This window comes from Paenibacillus sp. JT31N11 (genome assembly GCF_056269285.1).
In genome coordinates, this window is sequence record NZ_JBWDNQ010000008.1 from 284,275 (window position 1) to 302,535 (window position 18,261).

Annotated in this window: 18 protein-coding genes; 3 read left to right on the plus strand and 15 right to left on the minus strand. The window is 51.4% G+C overall.

The genetic code is table 11. The features are described from left to right. Positions 1–267: 267 nt before the first annotated feature. Positions 268–1,005: an alpha/beta hydrolase gene (locus AC0YNV_RS25660; RefSeq protein WP_475770567.1), complete on the plus strand. Its 738-nt coding sequence runs from the start codon at positions 268–270 to the stop codon at positions 1,003–1,005. Between the two features lie 67 nt (positions 1,006–1,072). Here AC0YNV_RS25660 and AC0YNV_RS25665 read toward each other — a convergent pair whose 3' ends face one another. After that, entirely contained in the window at positions 1,073–1,555 is a 483-nt protein-coding gene (locus tag AC0YNV_RS25665; RefSeq protein ID WP_210040591.1) for a low molecular weight protein-tyrosine-phosphatase, read from the minus strand. Further along, positions 1,552–2,241, minus strand: a complete 690-nt coding sequence (locus tag AC0YNV_RS25670; protein ID WP_210041007.1) for a trimeric intracellular cation channel family protein — start codon at positions 2,239–2,241, stop codon at positions 1,552–1,554. The genes AC0YNV_RS25665 and AC0YNV_RS25670 overlap by 4 nt, the downstream gene beginning before the upstream one ends. A 230-nt stretch (positions 2,242–2,471) precedes the next feature. Here AC0YNV_RS25670 and AC0YNV_RS25675 point away from each other — a divergent pair, with 230 nt between their 5' ends. After that, positions 2,472–3,113: a thiamine diphosphokinase gene (locus AC0YNV_RS25675; RefSeq protein WP_475770568.1), complete on the plus strand. Its 642-nt coding sequence runs from the start codon at positions 2,472–2,474 to the stop codon at positions 3,111–3,113. Between the two features lie 17 nt (positions 3,114–3,130). On the opposite strand, the gene AC0YNV_RS25680 is transcribed toward AC0YNV_RS25675, so the two are convergent. The 4 genes from AC0YNV_RS25680 to AC0YNV_RS25695 all read right to left on the minus strand — a co-directional run bounded on the left by AC0YNV_RS25680 (position 3,131) and on the right by AC0YNV_RS25695 (position 7,891). Continuing rightward, positions 3,131–5,095, minus strand: coding sequence for an endonuclease MutS2 (locus AC0YNV_RS25680; protein ID WP_475770569.1), 1,965 nt, complete (start codon positions 5,093–5,095; stop codon positions 3,131–3,133). Positions 5,096–5,679: 584 nt separating this feature from the next. Further along, entirely contained in the window at positions 5,680–6,468 is a 789-nt protein-coding gene (locus tag AC0YNV_RS25685) for an MBL fold metallo-hydrolase (protein ID WP_475770570.1), read from the minus strand. Between the two features lie 64 nt (positions 6,469–6,532). Beyond that, the gene (locus AC0YNV_RS25690; RefSeq protein WP_475770571.1) at positions 6,533–7,201 is read right to left on the minus strand and encodes a GNAT family N-acetyltransferase; all 669 of its coding nucleotides are present in this window, start codon (positions 7,199–7,201) and stop codon (positions 6,533–6,535) included. An 18-nt stretch (positions 7,202–7,219) separates the two neighbouring features. Then, complete coding sequence (locus AC0YNV_RS25695) at positions 7,220–7,891, minus strand: GNAT family N-acetyltransferase (RefSeq protein ID WP_475770572.1); 672 nt, start codon at positions 7,889–7,891, stop codon at positions 7,220–7,222. Between the two features lie 171 nt (positions 7,892–8,062). Between AC0YNV_RS25695 and AC0YNV_RS25700 the strand changes: the two genes are divergently transcribed. Further along, positions 8,063–8,551 (plus strand): C40 family peptidase, encoded by a 489-nt coding sequence (locus AC0YNV_RS25700; protein ID WP_210040581.1) that lies wholly within the window; start codon positions 8,063–8,065, stop codon positions 8,549–8,551. 104 nt (positions 8,552–8,655) lie between these two features. Here the strand turns inward: AC0YNV_RS25700 and AC0YNV_RS25705 are convergent, their stop codons facing one another. From AC0YNV_RS25705 to AC0YNV_RS25745, 9 genes are all read right to left on the minus strand, one after another. Then, on the minus strand, positions 8,656–10,011 hold the full coding sequence (locus tag AC0YNV_RS25705; RefSeq protein ID WP_475770573.1) for a HAMP domain-containing sensor histidine kinase: 1,356 nt from the start codon (positions 10,009–10,011) through the stop codon (positions 8,656–8,658). Further along, positions 10,008–10,706 carry a response regulator transcription factor gene (locus AC0YNV_RS25710; RefSeq protein ID WP_475770574.1) on the minus strand — a complete coding sequence of 233 codons (699 nt, stop codon included), beginning with the start codon at positions 10,704–10,706 and terminating at the stop codon, positions 10,008–10,010. The genes AC0YNV_RS25705 and AC0YNV_RS25710 overlap by 4 nt, the downstream gene beginning before the upstream one ends. 213 nt (positions 10,707–10,919) lie before the next feature. Further along, positions 10,920–12,482: an ABC-F family ATP-binding cassette domain-containing protein gene (locus AC0YNV_RS25715; RefSeq protein WP_210040575.1), complete on the minus strand. Its 1,563-nt coding sequence runs from the start codon at positions 12,480–12,482 to the stop codon at positions 10,920–10,922. A 163-nt stretch (positions 12,483–12,645) separates the two neighbouring features. Next, entirely contained in the window at positions 12,646–14,247 is a 1,602-nt protein-coding gene (locus tag AC0YNV_RS25720) for a serine/threonine protein kinase (RefSeq protein WP_475770575.1), read from the minus strand. A 232-nt stretch (positions 14,248–14,479) separates the two neighbouring features. After that, entirely contained in the window at positions 14,480–15,496 is a 1,017-nt protein-coding gene (locus tag AC0YNV_RS25725) for an SAM-dependent methyltransferase (protein WP_475770576.1), read from the minus strand. Continuing rightward, on the minus strand, positions 15,493–16,281 hold the full coding sequence (locus AC0YNV_RS25730; protein WP_475770577.1) for an ABC transporter ATP-binding protein: 789 nt from the start codon (positions 16,279–16,281) through the stop codon (positions 15,493–15,495). The genes AC0YNV_RS25725 and AC0YNV_RS25730 overlap by 4 nt, the downstream gene beginning before the upstream one ends. A gap of 17 nt (positions 16,282–16,298) precedes the next feature. After that, entirely contained in the window at positions 16,299–16,604 is a 306-nt protein-coding gene (locus AC0YNV_RS25735; RefSeq protein WP_210040569.1) for a cyclic-phosphate processing receiver domain-containing protein, read from the minus strand. After that, complete coding sequence (locus tag AC0YNV_RS25740; protein ID WP_475770578.1) at positions 16,601–17,437, minus strand: deoxyribonuclease IV; 837 nt, start codon at positions 17,435–17,437, stop codon at positions 16,601–16,603. Before AC0YNV_RS25740 ends, AC0YNV_RS25735 begins: the two co-directional genes overlap by 4 nt. Before the next feature lie 4 nt (positions 17,438–17,441). Further along, entirely contained in the window at positions 17,442–18,257 is an 816-nt protein-coding gene (locus AC0YNV_RS25745) for an Fpg/Nei family DNA glycosylase (RefSeq protein ID WP_475770579.1), read from the minus strand. Positions 18,258–18,261 lie beyond the last annotated feature (4 nt).

Consider the following 18,261-nt stretch of genomic DNA (forward strand, 5'->3'; position numbering starts at 1 on the left):
GATTATAACCCTGTTTAAGCTGGATGGTCAAAGTATAAAATAGATAAAACCTTCTATTTTTCTAAGTTTCGGACTATTTACTCATGTCATTGTATATGTAACAGATTGAATTTTCTACTGGTACAGAATAGTACACTATCATCAAAAACAGAGCCCGAATGATCATTCCGGCACTAAGGGAGCTTGAACGTTATTCCGTGGATCTCACTTCCTTTTGTTTACCCACAACGATGACAATCCATGCAATTCGAGAGGAGTTATTTATTTATGACGGATCAACGCTATTTAAAAAGAACGATTGTAAAAGAGGTTGTCAGCAGCCAGCACCTGCCGGAGGGGTCACGGGAACTGCGCGTTTATCTGCCGCCGGGTTATAACGAGCTGTTGTCCTATCCGGTCGTCTATTGCCAGGACGGCGAAGACTTTTTCAATTTCGGCAGAATCGCCACACTTGCCAACCAGCTCATTCTCGATGAGGGAGTAGAGCCATTCCTCATTGTCGGCGTGGATGTGGACAAGCAGAAGCGCACGGCGGAATATTCACCCGATGGTGAGCTTTATGACGGATATGTCGCTTTCTTCGCTGAGGAGCTGATTCCTTTTATCGAGGACAAGTACCCTGCCCGCCAGGAGCCCTCGCACCGGATTCTGGCGGGAGACTCGCTCGGAGGTACGGTGTCCCTTCATATTGCGCTCGCTTATCCGGAGCTGTTCCATCAGGTTATTTCGTTCTCGGGGGCTTATTACCCCGAGTCCCGGTCCATAGCTGCCCAAGAAATCGATCTGAAGCGGCTGACTCTCTATATGATTGTAGGTTTGCAGGAGACCGATTACCAGACCGACAGAGGCATCTATAACTTCGTGGAAATCAACCGGGAGATGAAGCAGATCCTGGAGGAAAGAGGGGCCCGTATTCACTATGGTGAACATGAAGGGCGGCATGTGTGGGGTTTCTGGCAGAAATATATTCCGGAAGCGATGCACACCTTCCTGCGCAGCGAATGATTTTTTATAAAATAAAGACCGCAGCTGTGTGGCCGATTTGTAAATCGGACAACAGCTGCGGTCTTTTTTACACCTGCGTTAACTTTTCTTCCTTTATCCGCTCCAGCAGGCGGGCGCAGCCCAGCGCAACCAGCTCATAAACCTCATCAAAATTCCCTGTATAGTACGGATCCGGAACATCGCATGTTTTGCGGTCCGGCAGCAGATCCATAAATTTGAACACCTTGGAGTGGCCATCCGATCTGCTTCCGAATAATTGTCTCACATCGCGCTCATTATTATTGTCCATGCATACGATATAATCATTATTGCTGTAATCATCCAGTCTTACCTGCCTTGCGCGAATGCCTTCGTATGAGATCCCGTACCGGTCCAATAGCCCCCTTGTTCCCTCGTGAGGGGGTTTTCCCAAATGCCAGTCTCCGGTACCTGCGGAATCAACGGCGATAACACCTTCCAGCCCAGCCTGAACCAATTGATGGCGAAAAACGGCTTCTGCCATGGGCGACCGGCATATATTGCCTAAACATACGAATAATACGGAAATCATAGATGACCTTCTTTCTCCTTGTTGTCCTTTGCTTCCGCGGCCCGTTCTTCCTGAAGCTCCTCAGCGTAAACAGATTGAGCCAGTACAAATTTTAGTGACCGGCGCGGAAGTCTCCATCTGTAGTGTACCGATAACATTCTGAAAACAATCACGATCACGAAAAGAAACAGCAGATCCAGAGTGGTAGTAAACCAGCCCAGTCCAATTGCCGCCCCTGCCGCCATAGCCCATACCGCATAAATTTCATCTCTGAGCACAAGCGGCTTCCGGCCGGCAAGCACATCGCGGATCATCCCCCCGCCAATTCCCGTAAGCATGGCGGCTACAATTACCGCACTGAGCGGATGCTTCCCGGTTGCGTACAGCGCCCCTTGAATGGCGAAGGCCGACAGCCCGATCGCATCGAAAAACGCTTCGCTGCGTTTCCAGTGCTTGATCCATTTGACGGGCAGAATAAAAGCAATGGTCATGGCTATGACAGCCGTTTTCAGCAGCATTCCCTGTGTCCACAGCATCGTTACCGGCACATCAATGAGCAAATTCCGGATGACTCCTCCGCCAAATGCGGTAACCAAGCCAAGCACATAGACGCCCAGGATATCGTATTCCTCTTCCATGGCCACAATGGCTCCGCTGACTGCAAAGGCGATCGTACCGATAATGCTGAACACTGTGAAAATGTCCATGTTGAGTTGATAATTCACGTCATACTGCCTCCGATTGCCAACACGGCAGCCAAAGCATTCACCAAAGCGAATGCCTCTTCGCCAGGAGTGACTCGTTTTAATCCTCTCTCATTTTATCCGCGGTCAGCTCAATCGGCAATAGCCATTTGATATTTTTAATACTGGTCAATCTTGGTGCAGCCCGGGTATACTGACAAAAGAATTATTTTGGAGAGGAACGATCCATAGCCGTGCAAATTAATCGCATTCTTATTTTCACCGGAGGCACCCTTGACTTGTGGGCGCTTGATCATATCCAGCATAATGATTATATCATTGGCGCCGATGCCGGTGCGCTTTTTCTCATTACACATGGGATAAAACCCAATATTTCACTGGGCGATTTTGACTCCGTGACCGCAGAGCAGCTGGAGAGGATTCAGGCTGAGAGCGGCGAAACCCTGCCTTGCGACCCCATCGACAAAAATTATACGGATACCGAGCTCGCCTGGAATCTTGCGGTAAGCAAGCGTCCCCGACAGATTATTTTGCTTGGCGCGCTCGGGACCCGTTTTGACCATACCCTTGCCAATGTCCATCTTCTGCGCTTGGCCCACAGTGCGAATATAGACGCTGTCATTATTGATAAACACAATCGTATTTCTTTAACCTCAGATGAGAAGATAATACTGGCCAAGGAATATCCGTATGTGTCCCTGCTCCCGCTCACCGCTGAGGTAACAGGCATCACGCTGACCGGCTTCCAATATCCGCTTCATGAAGCAACCCTGGAAATTGGACAGTCGCTTGGAATCAGCAATGCCATGACCGGCGAGCAGGCAATCATACGGATCAGAGAAGGGCTGCTGCTCGTTATTGAAAGCCGTGACTGAGAACGGCGGGCGTATGCTTACGACTTCTGTTCATCTGGAGGAGTCACTATCTTCAGTCCGGGGACATATTTGCGGCTCATGGTTTTTCTCGTTTTACGGTTTTCCTTGGAATCAAACACAATATCCATATCATATTCACTGTCCGGATAGAGCTGATTCCCGGATATATATAAAGATAATCGTTTGTGATTAAAGGTCAATTTATTCTTCTGCACCTGAACCACTACGTCTCCGCGCTCATCAGCCGGCTTGTAGACAATCCCTGTTCGCTTCAAGGGGCTGATCCAAACGCAGTCACCTACCACAAATGGCTGCTTGGCGTCCTCGCCGGCATTTATTTCGTTTGTGGCGCTCTTCTTGGGCTCAATGACCGGGAAAAAGTCTGGCACCTCCGTTTTTGCTTCTTCTTTGATTTCCACATCTGCTGATTCCGAATGCTGAACCATTCCCGTCCGATAGGCGGCGGCTCTCTCTTCAGCCCTGCTCACCACCCGCTCCGGCAGGCCGTATCGTCTGGCTATGGCAAACGCATAGCTGTCGCCGGCCTCCCCAATCTCGAGCTTATACAGCGGCTTCAGTGTATTCGCATCGAATGCCATCCGCGCGTTGGTACAGCCTTGCGTACGGGCGGCAAAACGCTTGATTTCATTAAAATGCGTCGTTGCGGCAACCAGCGAATGCTTGGCCAGAAATTCCTCCAATACGGCAATGGATAACGCGATCCCCTCATCCGGGTTAGTGCCGGCAGCCAGCTCATCGAGGAGGATCAGTGTACGCCCGTTTGCGGTCATCAGCATTTCGCGCAGGCTTTCCATGTGGGCGGAGAAGGTGCTGAGCGACTGCTCTATACTTTGTCCATCGCCCACATCGGCCATGATATGAGCAAAGACGCCAAATTCGCAGCCCTTCCCGGCCGGAATCATTAACCCTGCCTGGACCATCAGTGTGAGCAGCCCGATCGTCTTAAGCGTAACCGTCTTGCCTCCTGTATTCGGCCCAGTGATGATGAGTTGTCTGAAATCCCTGCCAATCTCCACGTTCAGCGGAATGCAATCCGTTCCGAGCAGAGGATGTCTGGCATCTGTCAGCTTGACGAAAGGCCGATCCGTGAGCGCCGGTGCAACGCCTTCATAAGACCGCGACAGCTTTGCCCTGGCGAAAATAAAATCAAGCGACGCCATGGCCTCGACATTCCACCGCAGGCGGTCCGTCTCCTGTTCGGCCAGCTCCGATAGTCCGGATAATATCACTGTCCGCTCGCGCTCCTCCGCACTCTTCCACATTTGCCACTCCGCCTGCAGATCCGCCACGTCAACCGGTTCGACAAAAAGTGTCTGACCGCTTGCTGATTCATCCCACACCGTTCCAGGTACCTGCTTGCGCAAATCCCGCTTGACCGCAATGACATAATGGCCGTTGCGCTTGCTCACGATCTGCTCCTGCAGAGCGTTCTTATATTTGCCCAGGGAATGGTCCAGCTTGCGGCGGGTCCGCTCTTCCGCAGCCTCCAGATGCCGGCGGATATCGGCAAGTCCCGGACTTGCCTGATCTGTCAGCAATCCATGCCTGATGCATCGCTCCAGCTCCTTGCGAAGCTCAGGACAGTCATGCATGGAGTCGGCATAACCGCTAATAGTGGGGGCGGCATCACGCTTGGCATCCATGTACCTTTTCATCTGGGAGACTGCTGTAAGCCACAGCGCCAGCTGCCCCAGCTCAAGCTCGGAGTAGATCTTGCCTTTGCCCAGCAAAGCCATAAACGGTACCATCCCCTCCATGGCTGAGAGTGGAACGCTCGCTCCAGCAGCTAGTAGTCCTGCTGCTTCCTCCGTCTCGCGGAGCCACGACCGGACCTGAGCAGGATTTGTGCTAGGGATATGACGCTGTGCAAGCTCCCTCCCCGAATCGGATACCGTGTAGTGGATCAATTTGTCTTTCATTTTGTTGAATTCCAGTTTGTTCATACTCGTCTCGTTCATCATTGCAGGATACCTCCTATTGGGTAGTGTGAAAATGTGAATAAAAAAAACAGGAACAGAACGCATCCGCGTTCCATTCCTGTTTGTGGTGAACGGCTGTACGAATAAAGCTAGCCCTTCTGGCTTCCTGCTGCATCACTGGAAACAGGAGTATTGGCTTAAGCTTATCGTGACAATGAAAAAGCGTGCTCATAAAGAGCACGCTGATTCGCCGTTTAAGCAGGCGGAAATCGTCATGTTCTTAACTCATGGCGATACCCCACTAAACAAGCATTCAAGAACGAACAAACCTGCCTTTTGATCGGGCACGCCCATTCATGCTCAAAGCTTACTAACTGATAACTGAGCAATTCCATCTGTTATTGCTAACAGTTACAGTTGCTGCTAACCAAGCAATCGAAACACGATTGCTAACGGTTACAGTTACTGCAGCCGAGTCATCGAATACTCGATTCCTAAAGGTTGCAGTGTGAGGTATCAATATCCAATTACGAGTTAAGAATCCCGACCGTCATTAAAATTTCCCCCTGCTATTTGAGATTAGCTTTATCATAACTTCCAGAAATGTGTCCGTCAAGCGCATAAGCCTATCCCTGAAGCGTCAATTTGAGCCCGGTAGTGGCATAGGAAACATGATCAGGCAGGCCATAGTCACGCCTTAAATCGATATCGTGTGACATATGGGTGAAAATCGCCTGCTTCGCTTTCCAATTCCTTACAAGCTCAAGCGCTTCCGTCACATCATAGACCGACCTCGAATCAAACGGAAAAGGCTCATGATAAAAGCTTGTTCCCAGGACCAGCAGATCCAGATTTTGCAGCGGTATGACCTGTTCATCTGTAAGAGCGATGGCATCTGAGCAATACGCCCAGGACGTTCCGCTTCTTCCATGCGTGAACCGGAAGGCATAGGCGTAGCCGTTTTTGCCATGATTGATTTTCCAGCAGTCCACATCCCAGGAGCCGAATTGGAGCCGTGCCGTAATCGGCCGGAAATCTATATTACGATGAATCCAGGGGAAACGCTGATTGATCTCGGCAATCACATCCGGCATTGCATAAGCTTCACCGCGATAGTTTAACCATCGGCACATGTCCGCCCATTCCGCTAAACCGCCGATATGGTCGAAATGAGCATGCGTAATCAGAATGCGGTCTATGCGCTTCAAACCGGCTGATTCCATCTGGGCCCGCCAATCCGGTCCGCAGTCAATCAGCATCGTGCCGTATTCAGAGTCATCCAGATGGACAAGAGAACGATATCTGCGATTTAGTCCGCCCTCCCGGCGGGCTTCGTCGCACACCTCACAGCTGCAATACACGCGAGGGACACCCATGGAATCCCCCGTCCCCCAGAAAGTAATGGTTGTAGACAACGATCGTTTCCTCCTTAGTCACTGCTGGAACGTTAGCTTACTTAAGACCGACGGTTCGTTGGGATCAGAATACTTTCAGAGCAATGGTTTCATGCTTCTTAAGGCCTTCGATCATTTCATGCCAAGAGTCCGGTTTATCCGGAAGCGCGGAATAATAAGTGGTGAGAAAATCAGCGACCAACGAAGAAGGCAGAACACTCAAATCCTCGTCTTTTGGCAAAAAACAAAGATCCAATCCGCCAACCGCTTCCCCGTTCTCCTGCCAGGAAGGATGGAGATAAGAAAAATCAAGCCTCTTGTAACCGACATGTGAGAGTACTTCGCGGCGAATATGCGGATTCATCGGCGCTACGCCGCCAAAATGATAGTCTACAGTCTGCGGATTGTAAATTTCGGCGAACATCCCGATCGGCTCTGTGCCGCTCTCCCTAGCAAGCTGGGCAATATGCTTCTCCCGGCTGCGCAGCAGAAAACGACCAATCCCCAGATTCTCCCGACCAATGATCGTAAAGTCCGTCATCGCAACGCGCATATCGGGATAATAACGGTACTCGGTAGCTCCTACCACATCTTCACCGTCAACGGCGACATACACGTGAATGCCGCCATCCTGAAGCGGTCCCTCCCATTTTTCAAAAGCGTAAACCTCTTCCGGCGGGAACACCACCTGCATGAGCTGATGCATCTTAACAAATAACGGATCTTTGATTGATTGCACGCGAACATAGTCCATCTACGATCACTCCATTCTTCAAGATTTATGGGACATGAACGGATTACGCCACTCCATAAGCGCCGCATAATGGCAGGATTCCTCATCCTCGAGGTAATTCTCCATGATGCCCACAGGAAGACGCCCACAGCGCAGCAGGAAGGAAATCACAGGATCACTGCGAACGCCCGCTGCCACATCTGTCAAATATTGTTCAGCGGACTTCTCAGCGGACACCACATGATAGCCAGGCATGCGGCCGCCGCCAAGCAGCCTTTTCAACTGCAAATGAACAACAACCTCATAAAGAGACTGCATCAGCCATTTTCCTATCCCTGTTTTTCTAAAAATAGGGATAACTCCCAGATCAACCACATACAGGGTATCACCAGAAGAGTCATGGTTGCGAATGTAGCCGCTGTCCGTGATGGACTCCCAGCTGTGTCTGCCTGACAAGGATGCGTCCTGAAGCAGCAGCGAGGTCATTGAACCGATTAATTGGCCGTCCGCCTCCGCACATATCGCTCCTTCGGGAAAACGAGTTACATGCTCTCTAAGCTGCTCTTCATTCCACCACAGGTCCGAAGGAAACGGAGGAGGAAAACAAGCCTTCTGGATAGCGATCATGCCGTCTGTGTCATCCAGCGTATAATTGCGGATCACGACTTTTACCGGACGCCCCGAAGCAAATACGATCAATTCTTTATACATGGCCTCTCCCCCATATATATTAAGGAATTCTAATGATTTTTTAATAAATTCACTGCAACCTTTGGTAACTCTATCCTTTTTCTCTCAATGGTAAAAATTGAGATGTTTTTCATCTGCTATAGTAAGCAAGTGACTTTCAACCAGAGAGATTCGAGAGGTGCAACCAACAAAATGATAAAAGCTATTCTGTTTCGCAAATTGGCTGTCGTAGGTATCAGTGCAGTTATAGGTATTTCTTCTCTGGCAGCGGGTCATGTCCCCAAAGCAGAGGCGGCAACGGCTTCCACCGGAAGCAAAGTAATCAAATTGGGCGACAATTACTTGGGCGTCAAATATAAACTTGGCGCTGCCAGCGGAATCAGCACTGCATTCGATTGTTCATCCTTCACCCAATATGTATTCAAGAAAGTCGGCATTACACTGCCCCGCACTTCATCGGCCCAATCCAAAAAAGGAACGTATGTTGCGCGCAAGAACTTGAAAGTTGGCGATCTTGTTTTCTTCTCCACTCCCAGCTCCGGTAAAAAAGTGGGACATGCGGCTATATACGCCGGCAACAACAAAGTACTTCATACATACGGCACTGGAGGCGTGAAATTTACAAGTCTCAGCAATTCCTACTGGAACTCCCATTATGTAACCGCTAGACGCGTTCTTTAGCCCTCCTGTATTACGTACAAGTGAAAAATAATGCCGGTCAAAACGGGAACGGCTTCGCATTCAGCACATTGAACCTGCGAAGCGGTTGTCGCTTAAAGACCGGCTTATTTTTTTTGCGGTAAAATAATGGTAATCGTGGTCCCCTGCTCATGCTTGCTGGAGACATCGATTTGACCGTCGTGCAGCTCTACAATCCGCTTGGCAATGGATAGTCCGAGTCCGACTCCACCGGTGGAACGGCTTCTTGCTCCATCCACCCGGAAGAAGCGTTCAAATAAATATGGCATTTCTTCCTCGGGTATACCGATCCCTTTGTCGGAAACCGCGATGCGGACGGAGGATTTGGTTAACGTGAAGGTTATGTCTATCGGCTCTTTGCTGTATTTGATGGCATTGTCCAGCAGGATGACCATCAGCTGACGGACTTTCTCCTTATCCGCTGTAATCCTAAGCTCCGGCTTGGGCGAATGCACGCGTATCAGGCGCTGGAAGGTCATATACAGCATATCGGCCGTTTCATCGGCCAGCTGGACCACATTGAAGGTCTCCATGTTCAGCCAGGCCTCCTGCTCCGCCTGTGCCAGCATTAGCATGGATTTTGTCAGGTTTTGCAGCCGCTGGGATTCTTTGCTGATCGCTTCAATCGCTTCGTCGCGGATTTTCTCGTCGTCCCTTCCCCACCGCTTCAGCATGTTTGCATAGCTGCTGATCACCGTAATCGGGGTTTTCAATTCATGGGAGGCATCCGCCACAAACTGCTTCTGATGCTCGAAGGTCCGGTCCAGCCGGTTAATCATCTGGTTAAAGGCTCTGGCAAGCTGCAGCAGCTCCGCCGATTGATCCTTCTGATTCAGTTCAATCAGACGAAGCTTGCCGCTGCGGTCGATCTCCCGCATCGTCTGGACCATATGCTGGATCGGCGAAGTCAGCCTGGAGGTAAACCAGTAGGTCCCCAATATAGCAAACAAAACCGCACCGATGCTGGTAATCGAAAGTGCGATAACCAGAACCTGCAGGTAGCTGTCCAACAATGTAAGCTTGCGGTAAAGCTCGAGTGTCCCGATCACCTGAGACTCCTGGTAAAGCGGAACCTTCATATACAGCGCTCTGCGCCCATCGATAAAAATCATGCCGGTGTCATGCTGTGTGGTAAACACCGGCTTCAAATCCAAAAGCTGCGGGTCGGAGCCCTGTACATTAATGACCTTGCCCTGCGGGTCGACAATGCGGATCAATTCGCTCACATTGTAATAGTCCCGCAGAAGATCATATTCCTTCAGTCTCAGCGGGTCGTTGATCCGCTTGTCCTCCAGCAGAATATTCACTTTGTTCGTCAGCAGCTGATCTTCACTGCGCATCGATATCTTGATCACAAACAGATAGACGAAAATGTTAAACAAAATCAGGATGAAGATTAACCAGAAAATCGTAAAAAATGTGAACCTTCTCCGTAAGGTCATGAGTCCGGCTCCTTAAGCATATAACCTACCCCGCGGACGGTATGAATCAGCTTATGCCGGTAGCCTTTATCGATTTTCTGGCGCAGATATCGGATATACACGTCGACAAGGTTGGTCTCTCCGATAAAATCATATCCCCAAACCTCGGACAGGATGTCCTCCCGCGATTTCTCTTCATTCTTATGCTCGGCCAAATAAACCAGCAGCTCGAACTCCCGCGGCGTCAGTTCAATCGGGATATCTTTGCGGAAGACCTTCCTGGAGCGCAGTTCAATGGAAAGATCCGCAGTCTTGAGAATATCCGGACTTTCCGTCTCCTTCGGCTGCTGTTGAAATATGCGAAGCAAATTACGAACCCGCGCAAGCAATTCCTCCATTGCAAACGGCTTCGTAATATAGTCATTGGCGCCATGCTCGAAGCCGCTGACCTTATCCGGTATCGTGTCCCGTGCGGTCAGCAGGATGATCGGTATCGGATTGCCCGCGTTTCGCAGACGGCGCAATACCTCAATGCCGTTCAGCTCCGGCAGCATGACATCCAGCAGGACCAGGTCCCACTCATTCGATTCCGCTTGTGTTATTCCGCTCCTGCCGTCTGCGGCACGGCCTACGGAATAGCCTTCGTGCTCAAGCTCAAGCTGCAGAATGCGGGCGATGCCATCTTCATCTTCTATAACAAGGATGCGTTCGTTCATCTGGTTGTCCTCCTACTTCTTTGCGATCAATTAGAGGCCATTATTTCCCCTATCATAATGAAGCAAAGCGTTGAATGCAAGTGGGAGTCCATGGTGACCGCAAGCAGCAGTTTACTTGTATATGCAGCGAACAGCATCGCCGGCCGGAGAGCTTCCTGGAATGGAAGGTCCCCAGAATTGATTTATCATCATCAAATTGTGGATATTAGTAAATTATCGTTGACTGCTGCTCTGCATGGACCATGCCTCGACATCCCACACCTTTGTGACCCAATCCTCATAGAATTCCGGTTCATGAGAGACCAGGATGATCGTGCCTTTGAATGCTTTAAGGGCCCGTTTGAGCTCTTCTTTGGCTACTACGTCCAAATGGTTGGTCGGCTCATCAAATGCGATCCAGTTGCTCTCGCGCATCATCAGCTTGCACAGGCGGACTTTCGCCTGCTCGCCGCCGCTAAGATGACTCAGCGCCCGTGTAATATGCTCATTCTTCAGTCCGCATCGGGCCAGCGCGCCCCGTACTTCGCTCTGGGTCATATGGGAAAACTCGTTCCAGACATCATCCAGCGGAGTCAGGCTAGGCGCTTTGGCCTCCTGTTCAAAATAAGCGGGAAACAGGAAATCCCCGCGGTAGGTCTTCCCGTCAAGCGGTGGAATGACCCCAAGTATCGTCTTGAGAAGCGTGGATTTGCCGACGCCGTTGCAGCCGACAATCGCAATCTTGTCTCCTCGCTCAATCAGCATGTTCATCTCCGGCAGCAGCGGCTTGGAGTATCCGATGGCAAGTCCTGTCGCCTCAAATACGGTTTTGCCGCTTGAACGGGATTCCTTGAAGCTGAAGGTCGGCTTCATGGCTTCATCAGGACGGTCAATCCGGTCTATGCGGTCAAGCTGCTTCTCGCGGCTTTTGGCCCGTCCGCTTGTGGAAGCTCGCGCTTTATTGCGTTGAATGAAATCTTCCTGCTTCTTGATGTATTCCTGCTGCTTCTCATAAGCATCTATATGCTGCGCTTTATTCAGATCCGCCATCTGCAGAAACTTCTCGTAGTTCGCCGTGTAGCGGGTGAGCTTGGCAAACTCAAGATGGTAAATGATATTGACGACTTCATTCATAAAGCCCGTTTCGTGGGATATGAGCACAAAGGCGTACGGGTAGTTCTTCAAATAATTTGTCAACCAGGTAATATGCTCTTCGTCCAAATAGTTCGTAGGCTCATCCAATAATAAGACCGTCGGTTTCTCCAGCAGCAGCTTGGCAAGAAGCACCTTCGTTCGCTGGCCCCCGCTTAATGAGGAAACGTCGCGGTCCAGACCTATGGCATTCAGCCCCAGACCGTTTGCCATCTCCTCCACCTTGACATCCAGTAGGTAGAAATCGCCGATTTCCAGCTCCTCCTGAATCTCGCCCATCCGGACAAGCAGCTCTTCCAATTTGTCCGCGTCCGCGTCCGCCATTTGAGCGGCGATTTCATTGAGCTCCTTCTCGAGCTCCAGCAGCGGGAGATATGCGTCCTTCAGCACATCGCGAATGGTTTTGCCCGGCGTCAGCTGGGTGTGCTGATCCAGGTAGCCGTAACGCACCCGCGGCGTCCATTCCACTTTGCCGCTATCCTTCAGCAGCTTGCCTGTCAAAATATTCATCATGGTTGATTTGCCGGTACCATTGGCGCCGACAAGTCCGACATGCTCTCCTGCGAGCAAACGGAAGGAAACGTTTCTAAATAAGGTGCGGTCACCAAAATTATGGGATAAATCTTCAACTGTCAGTAAACTCATGTTCATGTGCTCCGTTTCTGTATGGTCGTTTAACGATCGGCATGCTTCCCGCATCCGTAGAAATAAGCACTGAGCCAAATTGCGGCATTAGTGCATTAACCGGCAGAATATCCATACCGCTCGCGTACCATTGTATCACAGGAGCTTGTCAATTGTGTCAACTTCAAGCAAAAAGGTTGCTTATAAAGGGCTGAAAGGCCTTCTCAAGCGCTTTCATCCAAGACTTGCGGGCGGTTGCCCACCCACCGCTCCACATCAGCTCTGCCCATGCTTCAGCCGGCAGCAGCGGGATGGATATTGCAGGCTTGCCTGGAATCATCGACAGCCACTCTGTGCGGTAATTGAATTTCATATCCTTGTTGGCGATCCACTTCGTCGCAAGACCCAGCTTATCGCGCTCGAAGCATAGGACTTGCGCCGCCTTAATCCGCGAAGGCGTCCATTTGAAGGGAAGAGGGTCCACCACGAACAATAATATATCGGCGCTCAGAAGCTGCTCCTCCGCTTCCCGCTCAGTCCATTTGCTGGATACATCGGTTATGACCACTGACTGGTTGAGAGATTCCATCATCAATCTGTATTTCAGCGCATGATCCGCACTCTCCCGGGGAAGCTCAGGAAGAAGCGTGTGCCAAACGATATGATTCTCGCTGCTTGTTCGCGTCCGCGTAAAGCGTGAATCCAGCGGCCTGTCCGAATCGGGGATGGATGAGGCTGCCTCCAAATTCAACAAGGCATGCCATTCAGGCTCAAGCAGCGGATGCTCCACAGCCGCACAGTCTATACCATGCTGCTGCATCAAACGGGCAAGCGTGATGGACGTGAAGGTGGATCCGGCACCGGGTGACAACGAGGCAACGGTAATATGCAGGACAGCTTTGTCTGCTTTAAGACTATACCGCTGTCCAGCGCGAGCAGACGGTCCGTGAATACTTATGGCCTGCGCGCCGGCCCTGCCGTTCAGGCAGTCTTCCAGTGCGCTCCTAGCTTCGAGCATGGAGGGATAACGGCAGTTGGGTCGCGGATCGACCATCTGACCGATCACACCCCGGACCGAAGCTGAGATATGGGCAAGCATACCGCTTCCCGTCATTCCACTGCTTTGCAGTTTTGTCCCTCCGCTGAGGAGATAGAACAGCAGCGCTCCAAGCCCGAACACATCCGTTCGCGCATCGCTTTGCCTCTCCCCTTCCTGCTCCGGAGCTGCGAAGCCAGGCGTTCCCAGCTTGACTGTGTCGTGCTCCTGACCGGATTTATACCTTCTGGCGATTCCGAAATCAATCAGACGCACGTATCCGCTATGGTCAAGCATCACATTGGTCGGCTTGAGGTCGCGGTGAATAATAGGCGGATTTTGCATATGCAGATAATGAAGGGCGTCACTAAGCTGAATGCCTGTCTCGAGCGCATCTTCTTCAGACATAATCCTCGTTCTGCTGCTTCTTAAACGCGATTGCAGCGTATCGCCGTCAATATAATCCATGACCAGTATTTCCCTCCCCTCACCATCAGGAGGGTAATAATCGACGATCAGCGGAAGTCGCGGATGATTGAGCCTCATCAATAAGGCAGCCTCTTCAGCGCTGTACAAACCATCCGCAGTAGGAGGCTTATTCACTTTCAGGGCGCGCAGCTTTCCCTGCAGCCGGAGATCCTCTGCCGCATATACCTCCCCCATCCCGCCCTGGCCAATCAATCCTACAATCCGATACCGCTCCCCGATCACAGCTCCAATTTCATACCCGTAATTCCCTTCCATGTCCATCTTCCGGTCCTCCCGTTCCTGTCATTTATACAACCCCACCTAACTAAAAAACAAGAAACAAGAAGCAACAGCTGCCTCCATTCCCTGGCGGCAAAAGCAAAGCTTCTCCCCTTGGACCTTATAGACATCTACAGGAGCAAACTTTATTGATATAAGATCAAAAAAAGCACCCCGAAAATACAGACTCTTGGTCTGTACGATCGGGATGCTTTCCCAAAACTTATAGGTTTGTTTACCGTTTAATCAAGTATAACGTAATTTCATCACGGTTGTGAAACAATTGTTTTGCTTTGATCAGCACGAATGCGGACTCCAGCTTGGCAATAACGTCACGGATCGTTTGAAGCGGTTTTTTGTGCATCAGCTTGAGGGTAATGATCGCTGTTGCACCAGGTGAAAGGGCATCGATCTGCTCCAGCACCAGCTTCGCCATTTGCATGGGGCTCCAGCTCATGTCGCAGACCAGCAAATCAAATGTTTCCGGGTTGAACTTTACATCCGAAGCATTTTTCTTCAAATAGGTCAGCCGGTGATAGCTGGCCAGTGAAGGATGCAGATCGGCGGGATCGACAGAAGTGACACGAAGACCGCGGTCAAGCAGCAAGTGGGTCCACCCTCCGGGGGCCGCACCGATGTCGAGAGCTTCGCCATATTCGGCAAAATCAAGCTTGAAGGTACGCTCCGCTTCCAGCAGCTTGAACTTTGCCCTGGAGATCTGGCCATCTTCACGCTGAAATCGGACCGCTCCGCCCGGCCAGTCCGACAGCTGCTCCTCGGGTGTGCCCCATCCGACATAGAACTCCTCCGGACCCGCATAAATGGAAAGAATCAAATCCGGCGACTGCATTGCCGGCTCGCTGCCAAGCTCAGTCAGCACAGCATCCAGCACAGCCTTCGTATCGGCTGCCGAATAAATAAAAGGCGTACGCTCGGCACGCCGCAGATGCACGGCAGCCGAGCGGCCTTCACAGCGAATGCGCGCACTGCGCACCAGATCGGACAGAGCCTCCAGATCATCGGCATTCCCATGAATGGGAAGCGCACGATCGATCGGCTGGATATGGCGCAGAAAAATCGGCTCCTTGGCTTGCAATACGGCCAATACCTCTTCACGGCTTTGCGGGAGCTCCATGCGAAAAATCTCCCCGGCAGCCAGCTGGGTAAATTTAATCCCATCAAATAAACGCCGCAGCTCTTCCATTGCATAACTGGCAAAGCCATGATTAGCCGTTCCGATCCACTGCGTCAACGCTCCATTCCTCCCTGCCTTGCGACAGCCCGAATCCACGGCCTGCCATCTACCCACTCCACTTCAACCGGCCAGTCATAAGCCTGACTAAGCGCCTCCGCGCCCAACACCTGTTCTTTGGGACCCGCTGCCGTCAGCCGTCCTTCATGCAGAAGGGCAACATGGGTGAACAACGGGATAATCTCCTCCAGATGATGGGTCACATAAACCACCATCAAGCCCCGGTCGCTCAATCTGCCCAGATCAACCAGAAGCTTCTCCCGTTCATGCAGATCAAGACCCGCACATGGCTCGTCCATAATGAGAAGCTTGGGATTCGACATCAGAGACCGCGCAAGGAGTATTTTTTTGCGTTCCCCTTGGGATAGCGTTCCAAGCGGCTGATAGGCCATATGCCCAAGTCCTACTTCTTCAACGAGGCGTATCGCCTTCAGGCGGACTTCCTCATCAATAGCCTGATAGAAACGCAAAAATGCGTATTCTCCTGTTGCAACAATTTCCCAAACCGGATCGGTTAGTGAAAGCTTCTCGATAACGGATTGGCTGATATATCCGATTTCCTTGCGCACCTCGCGCACGTCGCAAGCGCCGTAACGGTTGCCCAGCACATCGACCGTACCGGAGGATGGAAACATATAACCGGTCATCATTTCCATCAGCGTCGTTTTGCCCGAGCCATTGCGCCCCAGAATAACCCAGTGCTGACCTTTCTCCATATGTAAATTAACACCGGTCAAGATATCACGCTCTTCACGGCGCAGTGTTATTTCATTCAAATGAATCATTCGTATTCCCCCTGTTATTACACCAGCATTGGTCCATTATGAATTACAATATGGGATGGCGCATGCTGAAGCAGTAATTCCATCATCTGCGCTCGGCCTGCGGGACTGGATGTATGAAAATAAATCGCAAGCGGGTATCGGCCGCTCTCCACGATGTACCTGGCTACTTCAAGGCCTGTGGGCTGACCCCATCCAAGATCGTAGTCAAGCGATAGAATATTCACTTCTTCATGCCCCAGAAGCTGCTTGCAATCCTCGGCATTTTTGACAAGTGTGAAGCCCGCCGGACAAGCCCGGTAATCATCGAGATACACATTAATCATCGGCTTCCTCCCATACTCCGAACAAGCTTGAGCTGTTCCATGTGTGTACCGTCCGCGCCAGACGGCGTCTCCAAAATAAAGGGGATCTGTGCAAGTGCAGGGTGGTTGAGCAGCCATCTGAAGCCTGCTTCGGCGATGTACCCTTCGCCGATAACGGCATGGCGATCACGCTTCTCGCCGGAAGGGTATACCGAATCATTCAAATGGATGGCAATCAGATGCGGGAGAACGCCAAGCTGCCCCGCCTTCTCCATCCATGACGCATCTGGGCTTCCATTCCACATTCCGCTCGCAAACAAATGACAGGTATCGAGGCAAAAGCCGATTTTCTCCTTGTCGGCACATAAGCTTCGCACCTGGGCAAGCTCCTCAATCGTTGTTCCCATAAACGTATGGTCGCCCGCCTGATTCTCGATGAGCAGCTTGGCGCGGCCGCTCCATTGCGTCGTTACGCTGCTTAATGTATGAACGGCATTGCGGTAACCTTCCAGAGGCTCCTTGCCCTTATATACGCCAAAATGAACCACCACGCCAAGCGATCCGCACGCCTCCGCAATGTCCAGGTCATTCAGCAGCGACAGGACCGTACGCTTACGCTGGTCCTCGCTCTCCGCTGCCACATTCGTGGGGTAAGGAGTATGGCCAATGGAGACGATCCCCTGCTTCCGGCAAAATTCCGCACAGCGGGCGCCATCGCTGGCATCAAATGCCTTGATGCTCAAGCTTCTCGGGTTTTTCGGAAAATATTGAAAGGCATTGGCTCCCAGCGCTGCCGCGCGCTTGGCCGCTTCAAGGTAACCGCCTCTTGTCGACACATGAGAACCGGCGAGCATAGGCTTATCGGTCCTTTTGGCAGGATGGGCAATAAAACATTTTGCGGGAGTTGATCTCCCCCTGCTCAATCGTCCCATCGCACCGAACGCACGGCTCCCCGCCACGATCATACACAAGGCAGTGGTCGTTGTAGCCGCCGGTCAATGTATCGTCAGCCGTCAATGGCATTTCCATATATCCGCCGAGGGAGGCGGCATTCAGCAGCACTTTATGCATGGAATGGTACAGATTCTCCCAGGTTGCCGGCTCCAGATCGGATATGTGGGCGTCTGGACGGACAGCGGCGTCGAATACGATTTCGTCGGCATAGCAATTGCCAATACCGGAGACGACCTGCTGATTCACAAGTGCGGTCTTCAGCGATCCTCTTTTTCCGGCAAAACGTTTCTTGAACTGCTCGAGCGTCAATCGTTTATCCAGCGGGTCCGGTCCTAATTTGGCCAGATGAGCTTCCACTTCCTTGACCTTGTATAGGTGGATATAACCGAGCCGGAGACCGATAAAACATAATTCTCCATTCGGGAATTCAAGCGCCACCTGGACACTGCGGTCCGGACGCTCTGCCGGCGGTCCAAAATGAATCAGGCCTCCCAGCATCAAATGAAGCAGCAGCCGCTTGCCGTTGTCCAGATGAAAGAGCAGCATTTTGCCCCTTCGCTCGACAAACAGCACCGTTGCGCCAACCAGCTCCTGGGTAAAAACCTCAACGGGCACATTGATTGATTTCTCGCGGGTGACTTCAACTTTCGTAATCGGCTGCCCCGAAATGCGCTCAGCCAGCATTTTGCGATAAGTTTCCATTTCCGGCCATTCAGGCATCGGG

What these genes read in the sequence shown, in the direction of transcription:
- AC0YNV_RS25730 (WP_475770577.1), bottom strand. Translation starts at nt 16,281, where the DNA reads ATGATTCATTTGAATGAAATAACACTGCGCCGTGAAGAGCGTGATATC.
- AC0YNV_RS25700 (WP_210040581.1), top strand. Translation starts at nt 8,063, where the DNA reads ATGATAAAAGCTATTCTGTTTCGCAAATTGGCTGTCGTAGGTATCAGT.
- AC0YNV_RS25710 (WP_475770574.1), bottom strand. Translation starts at nt 10,706, where the DNA reads ATGAACGAACGCATCCTTGTTATAGAAGATGAAGATGGCATCGCCCGC.
- AC0YNV_RS25740 (WP_475770578.1), bottom strand. Translation starts at nt 17,437, where the DNA reads ATGCTCGCCGGTTCTCATGTGTCGACAAGAGGCGGTTACCTTGAAGCG.
- AC0YNV_RS25695 (WP_475770572.1), bottom strand. Translation starts at nt 7,891, where the DNA reads ATGTATAAAGAATTGATCGTATTTGCTTCGGGGCGTCCGGTAAAAGTC.
- AC0YNV_RS25735 (WP_210040569.1), bottom strand. Translation starts at nt 16,604, where the DNA reads ATGATTAATGTGTATCTCGATGATTACCGGGCTTGTCCGGCGGGCTTC.
- AC0YNV_RS25715 (WP_210040575.1), bottom strand. Translation starts at nt 12,482, where the DNA reads ATGAGTTTACTGACAGTTGAAGATTTATCCCATAATTTTGGTGACCGC.
- AC0YNV_RS25680 (WP_475770569.1), bottom strand. Translation starts at nt 5,095, where the DNA reads ATGATGAACGAGACGAGTATGAACAAACTGGAATTCAACAAAATGAAA.
- AC0YNV_RS25690 (WP_475770571.1), bottom strand. Translation starts at nt 7,201, where the DNA reads ATGGACTATGTTCGCGTGCAATCAATCAAAGATCCGTTATTTGTTAAG.
- AC0YNV_RS25720 (WP_475770575.1), bottom strand. Translation starts at nt 14,247, where the DNA reads ATGGACATGGAAGGGAATTACGGGTATGAAATTGGAGCTGTGATCGGG.
- AC0YNV_RS25705 (WP_475770573.1), bottom strand. Translation starts at nt 10,011, where the DNA reads ATGACCTTACGGAGAAGGTTCACATTTTTTACGATTTTCTGGTTAATC.
- AC0YNV_RS25745 (WP_475770579.1), bottom strand. Translation starts at nt 18,257, where the DNA reads ATGCCTGAATGGCCGGAAATGGAAACTTATCGCAAAATGCTGGCTGAG.
- AC0YNV_RS25665 (WP_210040591.1), bottom strand. Translation starts at nt 1,555, where the DNA reads ATGATTTCCGTATTATTCGTATGTTTAGGCAATATATGCCGGTCGCCC.
- AC0YNV_RS25670 (WP_210041007.1), bottom strand. Translation starts at nt 2,241, where the DNA reads ATGGACATTTTCACAGTGTTCAGCATTATCGGTACGATCGCCTTTGCA.
- AC0YNV_RS25660 (WP_475770567.1), top strand. Translation starts at nt 268, where the DNA reads ATGACGGATCAACGCTATTTAAAAAGAACGATTGTAAAAGAGGTTGTC.